Source organism: Edaphobacter sp., assembly GCF_035532915.1.
Taxonomy (GTDB): Bacteria; Acidobacteriota; Terriglobia; order Terriglobales; family Acidobacteriaceae; genus Edaphobacter.
In genome coordinates this window covers 1-9,576 of the sequence record NZ_DATKQC010000155.1, presented here as the reverse complement: position 1 = coordinate 9,576, position 9,576 = coordinate 1, and the positions used below count along the sequence as shown (strand labels likewise).

13 protein-coding genes and 2 tRNA genes are annotated in these 9,576 nt (G+C 57.9%); 6 read left to right on the top strand and 9 right to left on the bottom strand.

Going from position 1 to position 9,576, the window contains the following annotated elements:
- Positions 1-152 precede the first annotated feature (152 nt).
- A complete protein-coding gene (locus tag VMU57_RS07580; protein ID WP_325382068.1) occupies positions 153-860 on the bottom strand; it encodes an ABC transporter ATP-binding protein in 708 nt (235 codons plus the stop codon).
- Positions 861-921: 61 nt separating this feature from the next.
- Between VMU57_RS07580 and VMU57_RS07575 the strand changes: the two genes are divergently transcribed.
- Positions 922-1,632 carry an arylesterase gene (locus VMU57_RS07575; RefSeq protein WP_325382066.1) on the top strand — a complete coding sequence of 237 codons (711 nt, stop codon included), beginning with the start codon at positions 922-924 and terminating at the stop codon, positions 1,630-1,632.
- Positions 1,633-1,635: 3 nt separating this feature from the next.
- Here VMU57_RS07575 and truB read toward each other — a convergent pair whose 3' ends face one another.
- The 5 genes from truB to VMU57_RS07550 form a co-directional block, all read right to left on the bottom strand.
- On the bottom strand, positions 1,636-2,511 hold the full coding sequence (gene truB / locus VMU57_RS07570; RefSeq protein ID WP_325382064.1) for a tRNA pseudouridine(55) synthase TruB: 876 nt from the start codon (positions 2,509-2,511) through the stop codon (positions 1,636-1,638).
- A 34-nt stretch (positions 2,512-2,545) separates the two neighbouring features.
- A complete protein-coding gene (gene folE, locus VMU57_RS07565) occupies positions 2,546-3,154 on the bottom strand; it encodes a GTP cyclohydrolase I FolE (protein WP_325382062.1) in 609 nt (202 codons plus the stop codon).
- Positions 3,155-3,166: 12 nt separating this feature from the next.
- On the bottom strand, positions 3,167-3,589 hold the full coding sequence (locus tag VMU57_RS07560) for a 6-carboxytetrahydropterin synthase (protein ID WP_325382060.1): 423 nt from the start codon (positions 3,587-3,589) through the stop codon (positions 3,167-3,169).
- On the bottom strand, positions 3,586-3,996 hold the full coding sequence (locus tag VMU57_RS07555) for a 6-carboxytetrahydropterin synthase (RefSeq protein ID WP_325382058.1): 411 nt from the start codon (positions 3,994-3,996) through the stop codon (positions 3,586-3,588). Before VMU57_RS07555 ends, VMU57_RS07560 begins: the two co-directional genes overlap by 4 nt.
- Before the next feature lie 83 nt (positions 3,997-4,079).
- Positions 4,080-5,093 carry a glycosyltransferase family 2 protein gene (locus VMU57_RS07550; RefSeq protein ID WP_325382056.1) on the bottom strand — a complete coding sequence of 338 codons (1,014 nt, stop codon included), beginning with the start codon at positions 5,091-5,093 and terminating at the stop codon, positions 4,080-4,082.
- A 90-nt stretch (positions 5,094-5,183) separates the two neighbouring features.
- On the opposite strand from VMU57_RS07550, the gene VMU57_RS07545 reads away from it, so the two are divergent.
- Entirely contained in the window at positions 5,184-5,666 is a 483-nt protein-coding gene (locus tag VMU57_RS07545) for a TlpA disulfide reductase family protein (RefSeq protein ID WP_325382054.1), read from the top strand.
- A gap of 232 nt (positions 5,667-5,898) precedes the next feature.
- On the opposite strand, the gene VMU57_RS07540 is transcribed toward VMU57_RS07545, so the two are convergent.
- Positions 5,899-6,495, bottom strand: coding sequence for an HAD family phosphatase (locus tag VMU57_RS07540; RefSeq protein WP_325382052.1), 597 nt, complete (start codon positions 6,493-6,495; stop codon positions 5,899-5,901).
- A 56-nt stretch (positions 6,496-6,551) separates the two neighbouring features.
- On the opposite strand from VMU57_RS07540, the gene VMU57_RS07535 reads away from it, so the two are divergent.
- Both VMU57_RS07535 and VMU57_RS07530 read left to right on the top strand, forming a co-directional pair.
- The gene (locus tag VMU57_RS07535; protein WP_325382050.1) at positions 6,552-6,821 is read left to right on the top strand and encodes a hypothetical protein; all 270 of its coding nucleotides are present in this window, start codon (positions 6,552-6,554) and stop codon (positions 6,819-6,821) included.
- Between the two features lie 32 nt (positions 6,822-6,853).
- Positions 6,854-6,930: transfer RNA gene (locus VMU57_RS07530), tRNA-Arg, on the top strand.
- A gap of 101 nt (positions 6,931-7,031) precedes the next feature.
- Here the strand turns inward: VMU57_RS07530 and VMU57_RS07525 are convergent.
- Positions 7,032-7,670, bottom strand: coding sequence for a PEP-CTERM sorting domain-containing protein (locus tag VMU57_RS07525; protein WP_325382048.1), 639 nt, complete (start codon positions 7,668-7,670; stop codon positions 7,032-7,034).
- 341 nt (positions 7,671-8,011) lie between these two features.
- Between VMU57_RS07525 and VMU57_RS07520 the strand changes: the two genes are divergently transcribed.
- Positions 8,012-8,088 (top strand) — tRNA-Arg (locus VMU57_RS07520).
- A gap of 15 nt (positions 8,089-8,103) precedes the next feature.
- Here VMU57_RS07520 and VMU57_RS07515 read toward each other — a convergent pair.
- The gene (locus VMU57_RS07515) at positions 8,104-8,679 is read right to left on the bottom strand and encodes a hypothetical protein (RefSeq protein WP_325382046.1); all 576 of its coding nucleotides are present in this window, start codon (positions 8,677-8,679) and stop codon (positions 8,104-8,106) included.
- Positions 8,680-8,872: 193 nt separating this feature from the next.
- Between VMU57_RS07515 and VMU57_RS07510 the strand changes: the two genes are divergently transcribed.
- Positions 8,873-9,576 (top strand): FTR1 family iron permease (locus VMU57_RS07510; protein ID WP_325382044.1); only part of this gene is annotated, 704 nt, incomplete at its 3' end.

Below are 9,576 nucleotides of genomic sequence, written 5' to 3'. Positions count from 1 at the left end.
CGCTCGAAACGACGAAGAAAATCCACGGACACCAGTCAGAGCGGCAACGCCAATGGCGACCGACAGAATGACAAAGAAAAATTTGCCCCGCGACGAATGCATCTCGCGTGCGGCAATCCTGGCGGCAGACCGATAAGAGAGTCCCGCCATCGTTACTCCATCACCGCAGAACCGTTAGCACTTCGACCAGCCTCGTCAGAGACGATCAAGCCGTCCCGCAACGTAATCCTTCGATCGGCATAGGCAGCCAGCGCCGCGTCATGCGTCACCAGCACCAGCGTCGTGCCTTCCTTGCGATTCAGGTTCAGTAGCAGCTCCAGCACGTGCTGCCCATTGGTGCTGTCTAGATTTCCCGTAGGCTCATCCGCCAGCACAATCGGAGGCCGCAGAATAAACGCCCGCGCCAGCGCCACCCTCTGCTGTTCGCCACCGGAGAGCTGCACCGGATAATGTCCCAGTCGGTCGCCAAGACCAACGCTGGTCAACAGATCTCGTGCCCGCGCCAACCCATCCTGCGTGTCGCCCGCATTCAGTTCATAGGGAAGCAAAACATTTTCAAGTGCAGTCAGCGTCGGAATCAACTGGTACGACTGAAAGACGAACCCAATCGTCTTCCCTCGAACCTGTGCCAGCTTGTCCTCGGGCAGATAGCTGATCGCAATTCCATTCAGCCGCACATCCCCGGAGCTGGGCGTATCCAGCCCGGCGAGCAGACCCAGCAGCGTGGACTTCCCACTTCCCGACGCTCCCATGATCGCGGCAAACTGGCCCCGTGGAATAGTAAAATCCACACCCTTCAAAATATCTACCGTCCGCGTTCCATTGCGAATCGACTTGTGCAAACCCTCGACATGAATCATCGGAGCAGTCCTGCCTTCCATAGCATTCACCGGCGTCGCTCCTCCTGATAACTTGATACGTATGCGGCAGATTGAAGTTCTCTTTATCTTAGCGGCTCTCACCATAGGGATGGGCGGATGCAAGTCCAGCCGCACCGCCGCGCCATCCGAGCCCACCACCGCTTCCACTCCTGCCGCGCAGCCGCAGCCCCCCGCACCACCGGCTGCAACAGCACCCGACCACCGCCCACTCGTCGTCTGTTTCGGCGACAGCCTCACCGCAGGCTACGGAGCCGACCCCGGCGACAGCTATCCCGACTATCTGCAGGCCGATCTCGACGCTCGCGGCTATCACTACCGTGTTGTCAACGAAGGCATCAGCGGCAACACCACCAAGGACGCCGTTGCGCGCCTCGACCACATCCTCGCGCTCAAGCCGGCGGTCGTGGTCGTTGAGCTGGGCGGCAACGACGGTCTGCGCGGCCTGCCCATCGCCGACTCCCGCGCCAACCTCGACAAGATCGTCGCGACGATCAAGGCCAGCGGCGCAAAGGTGGCCCTCGCCGGAATCACCCTTCCACCCGACTACGGCCCCGATTACATCAAACAATTCGACGCAACCTATACGCTGCTGGCGAAGAAGTATCACGTGACCATGCTGCCGTTTCTGCTAAAAGGCGTCTACGGCGTACCCGGCATGATGCAGGCCGACCAGACCCACGCCACCGCAGCCGGAAACAAGATCGTCGCCGGCAATATCCTGCCGCTGGTATTGCCTCTATTGAAGAAGTAGCGCCTACCCCATCACGACAATCGGCTGCATCAGCGTCCCGGCCACGCGACGCGCAATCGCCAGCATGTCCGTGGGACTGGTAAACACCTTCACCAGCGGAGCCTGAGAGAACTCCGGCAGGTTCACCTGCATCCCGTTCCGCAGCCGCCCTGCCATCTGTTCATCCACCGTCACCGAAGGCATCTCCGGCAGCAACGTCCGTGGATGAGGCAGCAACGCCGCAATCTCCGCAGGCCCGCTCGCCTGCTTCAACTGCTCCACCGTCACAGACTCTTTCAGCGTAAACAGCCCGGCCTGCGTGCGCCGCAGCGAAGCCAGATGCGCTCCGCATCCCGCAAGCTGCCCCAGCTCATGCGCCACCGAACGAACATATCCACCCGCCGACACATGCATCTCAAACCCAGCCACGTCCCCCTGCAACTCCAGCAGCCTGAAGTCGTGGATCGTAATCCGCGCAGGCTTCACTGCTACTTCAACACCAGCCCGAGCCAGCTTATGTGCCGCAACGCCATTGATCTTTTTCGCGGAATAAACTGGAGGCACCTGATCGATCTCGCCATGAAATCCACGGCTTAACTCGCGAAGCTCCTCCAGTGAGCGCGTCAGCGGCTGCGGATCACCCACCGCAGTTCCCTCGGCATCAAAGGTGTCGGTCGCAAAGCCAAAGCGAATCGACCCGTCATAATATTTTTCCGCCTGCCCAAAAAACTGCGCCAGCCGAGTGTACTTCCCGAGCAAAAGCGGCAAAACCCCGGTAGCCATAGGGTCCAGTGTGCCCAGATGTCCGATAGACTTTTCGCCCGTAGCCCGGCGAACAATAGCTACAACGTCATGCGATGTAAGCCCCGAAGGCTTATCCAATACCAGAAGACCGTTCATTCATCTCCCAGTCTAGTTGCTAAACGTCGATTCGCTAAATTCCGTTGCCCTGTCGCCGCACCAGCGACAAAAACTCATTCCGCGTCTGGACCTGTTCCTTGAACACACCCAGCATCGCCGAAGTCACCGTAGACGAGTGCTGCTTCTCGACCCCGCGCATCATCATGCACAGATGCTGCGCCTCCAGAATCACCGCCACTCCCTGCGGATTGATGGCCTCCTGAATCGCCTCGCTCACCTGCTTGGTCAGCCGTTCCTGCACCTGCAGCCGCCGCGCGAAGACGTCCACCAGCCGCGGAATCTTGCTCAGCCCGATCACCTTGCCGTTCGGCACATAGGCGATATGCGCCTTGCCGAAGAACGGGAGCAGGTGGTGCTCGCACTGCGAGAAGAATTCGATGTCCTTCACGATCACCATCTCGTCATAGTCCACATCGAACAGCGCATCGTGCAGAACAGCGTTGATGTCCATCACATAGCCCCTCGTCAAAAAGGCCATCGACTTCTCCATACGCTCCGGCGTGCGCACCAGACCATCGCGATCAGGGTCTTCGCCCATGCGGCGCAGCAGCTCGCGGTACAGCTCCTGCGTCGAAGCAGTTTCAAGCGAAACGGAATCAAGTGTGGCCGACGTGCCTGCCATAGAAAACCTTCCTTAGATAAATCCAGGATTTATATTGCCCGCATAGTCGAAGGAGTTATTGCTTGTCTCTTCGACATGCACCCGCTCCAAATGGGCAGCGGAAAAACTACGAAAGATACGGTAAACCTCAATACTTAGATTCTCCGTCGTCGAAACCGATTCGCGAAAGCAGTCGAGCGTGTTGAGGTTCGCGTGGTCGAAACGATCCAACAGATTCGTTTGTGCAAACGCATCCAGGTCGGCGAGATTGCAAACCATCCCCGTCTCAGGATCAACCTCTCCGCTCACTGTAATCTGCACGGTGTAGTTATGCCCGTGCCCATGCGGATTGTTGCACTTGCCGAACACAGCCCGGTTCCCTTCAGCGTCATACGCATCGCTGTTCAAACGGTGCGAAGCCGGAAAATGATACCGCCGCGAAAGATAAGCCTTCATCGCTCACCATAGAAGTCGGCAAAGAGTTCCGGCATCTCGTAGACCCGGACGCGGTGCAGCCTCGCATTGGGAATCTTGCCCTCCAGCCGCTGCCAGATCGCAATCGCGATGTTCTCGGTTGTCGGAATCTTCTTCGCAAACTCCGGCACCTCCAGATTGAGGTGCCGATGGTCATACACGCTGACGACCTCGCGCTCCAGAATATCTTTCAACTGTTTAAGATCGACCACAAACCCCGACACAGGATCGACCTCACCGGCAACCGTGACCTCAAGCGTGTAATTATGGCCATGGCCGTTGCGGTTCGCGCACTTGCCAAAGACCCGCTGGTTCTCCTCAGCAGACCACGCATCATTCCAGTAAAAATGTGCGGAAGAAAACTCGGCTTTGCGTGTCAATAAGATCATCGTTGTTCTTTCTATTAGACGCTCCGCCCAGCGATGCGGATACACCCTTCAATCATATCCGCGGCAACGAGCCGATACTAAGCCTACCCACCGCTATATCTCCGCCCCTTCCACGCAACTGACTTCTTCATCTTGTGGTCCACCACACTCTTTACCAGCAGATAGACAAACAGCGGAACCCCGAGGATCGAGATCACCACATCAGATGCAGGAAAGTTCGACCGCGCCACCCGCGAATAAAACCGCCAAAGCGTTCGCACCCAAATCACCCAGATCACACCACGTTGCCACGGCTGCAGCCAGTACATCCCCACCGCCACCCCCGGCAGGCCAAAGAAGAGCAGCACATCCAGCACCCGCCACGCCGCCAGATAGATTGGCCGCGGAAACAGCAGCGCAAGGTTCTTCGTCCAGCCCTCCACCATCTCGGCCGTGCTGCGGTACATCCGCGTAGCCACCGCATCCGGCGCATAGCGAAACCGTATCGTCCGCTCCCCACTCTTGATATTGCGTGCCAGCGCCACATCTTCGAGCACCGTTCCCCCCAGCGCGCGATGACCGCCCACCAGAAAATAAGTGTCCCGATCCACCATCAGAAACTGCCCATTCGCCGCTGCGAGACTTCTCTCCGGATCATTGACCTGCTTCATCGGATAGACACTCGCCAGCTCCGAAAACACCAGCGGCATCACCGCCCTCTGCCAGAAGCCAGTCACCATCTGCCGCGGCGAATACGACAGCAACGTAGCCTTGTATTTCTCCATCTCATGCAGCGCCCGAGAAAGATCGCCCGTCTCGTGCAGTGTGTCCGCATCGGTAAACAACAGCCGCCGACCCCGTGCAACCTGCGCCCCGGCCCAACATGCATTCGACTTTCCCGAAAGCGCATCCGCCCCACTCAAATCCAGCAGCGGAGCATCCATCACCACCACGCCCTCATATCCCTCCGCAATCGCCCGCGTCCCATCGGCGGAGTCATCGTTCACAACGATCAACTCCCACTGCTCCCCCAGCGCAAACCCGGGCTCCGACTGCCGCACCAGCGACGCCAGGCAAGCGCCCAGCACGCTCTCTTCATTACGCGCAGGAACAATCACGGACAGTAAAGGTTCCGCGGCCACAGGCTCCAACTCAGGGGAAAGCTCATTCGGGTTCACGACTTTGTATTATAGGAAGCGGAGCGTAACGTGCGTAAAGTCTGGGCAGCAGTAGTGCTTGCAATGTTGCTGGTCGCCGGATGCGACCGCGGAAGTCACCCCCACCAGATCGGCACACCCGCGCCGGAGTTTACCGTCAGCGATGGCGTCCAGACCGTCGCCCTCAGCAAGTACCGCGGCCACACCGTCATCCTCAACCTGTGGGCCACGTGGTGCCCTCCATGCCTCGACGAGCTGCCCAGCCTCATTCAGCTTCAGCACGAGATGCCCAACATCGTCGTCATTGCCATCAGCGAGGATGAAGACGACGCCGTCTACCGCCACTTCCTCGTCCAGCACCACATCGACTTTCTCACCGTCCGCGACCCCTCGATGCGGATCAACAAGCTCTACGGCACCGTGCAGATTCCCGAGAGCTACGTCATCGACAAGAATGGCATGGTGCGCAGAAAATTCGTCTCCGCGCAGGACTGGACCAGCCCCGAGATCCTGGGCTACCTGAAGAAGCTCTGACAGCGGCCAGTCATACCTCGCTCCATCCAAAGTCAAGTCTTCTTAAGATTTCGCAGTTGGTTTGTTGTTGCCCTTGCATCTTGTTGTTGCCCTTGCATCCAGGTACGCCAAGGCTTCAGCCCTGGTCTCTCATTCGGCCAAACAGGAAGGGGCTTTAGCCCCTGGGGTATGCCTCCCTATACCTCAGTAATTCGGCGAGAGGAGGTAATCAACCACACCTCGCACGGCCAGTTCACCGCTCGGGCAAAAAATATTCGCGAATATCCACCCTCCGCATCCCCGCCCTGCGAGCAGCCTCAAGCCCCTCCTCGGTGTCCTCGAAGACGATGCAATCCGCGGCCGCGACTCCCATTCGCCGCGCCGCCTCCAAAAACACATCCGGCTCAGGCTTTCCCCGCGCCACATTCTCAGCTGTCACAACATAGTCAAACAAGCGCTGCAGCTTCGTCACCGTCAGGCTGGCCTCGACATTCTGCCTGCGCCCGTTCGAGGCCACCGCCATCGGCACCCGCCCATGCCACTCACGCGCTATCTCCGCAATCACCGTGATCTCTCGCAGACTCTGCAACCCCGCCTGAAACGCCACCGTATATCGCGCAAAGATGTCCTCGCGCGGCACCAAACGCCCAAGCAGCCCCTCATAGTCATTCATCAATGCATTCGGAGTCAGCCCGCCCCGCGGGTAATACCACTCCTTCGCCATCGTCAGCCCATACGCATCAAGCCCAACCTGAAGCGCCGCCAGATGTGCCGGAGCCGTATCCACCAGCGTCCCATCGCAATCGAAGATCAGTCCCGCAAACGTGCCCTCAACCAGAGAAATCCCCATATCTTCAATTTTACGTGGGGATTCTACGGAGCCCCTGCCGCTGCTATCATCGATGCATGACCCAGCTTGACGTCCTGTACCGCTACGGAGCGCCCCCCACCGAGGCCGCTACCCTTGCCATGGCCAAAATCCGCGAAGTCTACGGTATTCGTCGCATCGAGCTCCGCGAAGCAGAAAAGACTGTCCGCATCGAGTACGACGCCACCCGCCTCACCGAGCCGACCGTTCACCAACTGCTGCGCCGCGCCGGTCTCGACATCGTAGAAACCATGCCCATGTTCGCGCCTCCGCTTCCCGAGCCCGAACCGGCAGCAGCAGCACAATAACTTCGCAACAATTATTATTTTCTATTTTTCACGCGCCCGTAGCTCAGCTGGATAGAGCATTTGGCTTCGAACCAAAGGGTCGGGAGTTCGAATCTCTCCGGGCGCACCATTTCAGAACTACAGGCCACCTGAAAAAAACAAAGCCCCAGATCGTTCCCCTTGCATGTCTGCATGGGATCGATCTGGGGCTTTGCTTCTTCTTGCCGGCCGTTACGCCTGGAGATATTTGCGGCGTGCCACACCAGCCAATCCGAAGATCCCGGTGCCGAGCAGCGCCAAGGTGGACGGCTCAGGCACCTGGCTGGGATCCGTGGTCATAAACGACTGGCCGTCATCCCCCGCATTCAGGTAGAAAGAGCTGGAGTAGTTGACGCTCTGGTAATTTGCCAGCATCTGCGACTGCAACGCCGTCATTACGCTGTTGAGGGCATAGTGTCCTGGAGAACTGAAGTTCCAGATCAGCTCCTGAATGTCGGTATCCAGTGCAGAATTACCCGACGGGGTCGATCCGAACATCATGCCGTAGTAGGCTTCCTGCTCCAGCGTGGTGTTGCCAGTAACCGCCTGCACGATCACGTTGTAAGTGGCTGGCACCGAGATCTCATGATTGAAGTCGTCGCAGAATGCCTCGAGCGAGCCGAGAAAAGATCCGTTCTGACTAAATTTAGCCTGAGTCAGGCCAACGTAAAAGGAACCGTTATTCTCGCTGGACGCATAAGGCTCGACCGTCATGGATACGGTCTGTCCAACGTATGGAGCGAGGTTAAGAGTATCTGCGCGCGCAGACATGGAAGAGAAGCTGAGTGCAGCAAGGCAGATAGCTGGCAGGATGTAAGCAAGTTTCTTCATTATGGCGGGTCTCCTATAACTTCAAATAACTTCAAAAGCAACAGACATCCTAGCCAGAGCAAGTCATTGGCCATTTTGTGAATATCTGGTTATTTGAGATAAAAGCCCATTTGTTTTACACCCAAGGAATTCAAGTCACGGCCTGCGAGCTGCTTCGGGATGGGATTTTCGCTCCATGTGGTAAATATTTTTCCCCTATCCCCAGGAGCGTCGTTTGAACCTGTCCAGGAAACGTCCGTCTTTTATCGCGTAAATTCAACCTGAGAGCCTGCCACCATTTACCCAGTTGCTCTAACTGCTAAATTCCGCTATTCTTTGAAAGTTGCATGCAAACGCAATGTGCGCCCGTAGCTCAGTTGGATAGAGCAACTGGCTACGAACCAGTAGGTCGGGCGTTCGAATCGCTCCGGGCGCACCATACTCCCTCTAAATTTTATTTCGAATCCCCAGGCAGCAATCCCTGCGGCAGGTCTGTCAGTGCAGCCTTCCCGTCCTTGAAGTCGATCCGCCATATCCGGTCGAACTGGTCAGCAGGCCACGGCGTATATGGCGGTTGGGCTCCCAGCGCAGAGGCAAGTTGCGGAATCTTGCCATGGTGCCACGCCACCAGCACCACCTTCCCCGCATACTTTCCGCCCAAAATCTCCTTGGCCAGCGCCGCGTAGTCGTCATCCATGATCGTGCTGTCGATCGGCAGCTTCAAAGCCGCCGCCAGCGGTGTAATCGTCTCTACCGGCCGGTTCGAGTGTTTGCTCGCATGCGTGGCAAACAGAACCTCCGGCACGGGCAGATCAGACCGCGATCCATCAAATAACTTAGGCAATAGCGAAGCCCGCTGATACCCCACCGGCGAAAGGTCCTGCCGCCCATCCGTCAGCTTCTCGGCATGGCGAATAATCAAAATCGTAGCCGGAGGTTGCGGCGAAACCGCATTCTGACCCCAGCCAACTCCAGCGGCAGCCAACAACGCCACCACAAATAGAAACAAACCGCACTTCATCCTGAACATATCCAACCAGCATCTCCTACCCCGCTCCCAACGTTGTGAATGCACCAAGAATTCGTCCCCGCCGATTGACGACCAATTTAGTCCGCATTAGACTAGAAGCTGGAACGCTGGCCAATCCAGCACAGCATCGGGACCGGCCTTCAAGCGCTCGCGGAAAGCCTTGGGGAAGTCTCTCGGGGAAGAGAAACACCTTATGTTGCAGGCATTTATCATCACCCTCCGCGAGGGGGTCGAAGCAGCGCTGATCGTGGGCATCGTCTTCGCCTACCTCTCGAAGATCGGCCGCCATGAGCTGAAACGCACAGTCTTCTGGGCGCTCGGAGCTGCCGTCGTTGCCAGCATCGGCGTAGCCATCATCGTCGCCCGCCTCAACTTCAACTCCGACATCATCGAAGGCTGGGTCATGCTCGCGGCTGCTGTCTTTGTGGTGAGCATGATCTGGTTCATGCACAAGACCGCCCGCTCCATGAAGGGCGAAATCGAATCCAAAGTCGCCAAGTTCACCGGCGGCGCAGACGGTCCATCCCACATCGGCCTCTTCCTCTTCGTTTTTTTGCTCGTCCTGCGCGAAGGCGTCGAGACCGTCCTGATCCTCTCTGCCGTCTCCCTCAACTCGACGGAACTCCTCAGCTTCACCGGAACCCTCCTCGGCATCGCCGTAGCTGTAGTCTTCGGAGTCCTCTTCATCCGTGGCAGCGTCAAGATCAACCTGCAACGCTTCTTCCGCGTCACCACCGTCATCCTCTACTTCGTGGCGTTCCAACTCATCGTCAGCGGCCTGCACGAGCTCAGCGAAAACGGCGTCCTCCCCTCCAGCACTACCGAGATGCGTCTCATCGGCCCCATCGTCCGCAACGATCTCTTCTTCTTCGTCACCATGCTCGCCCTCGCCGGCCT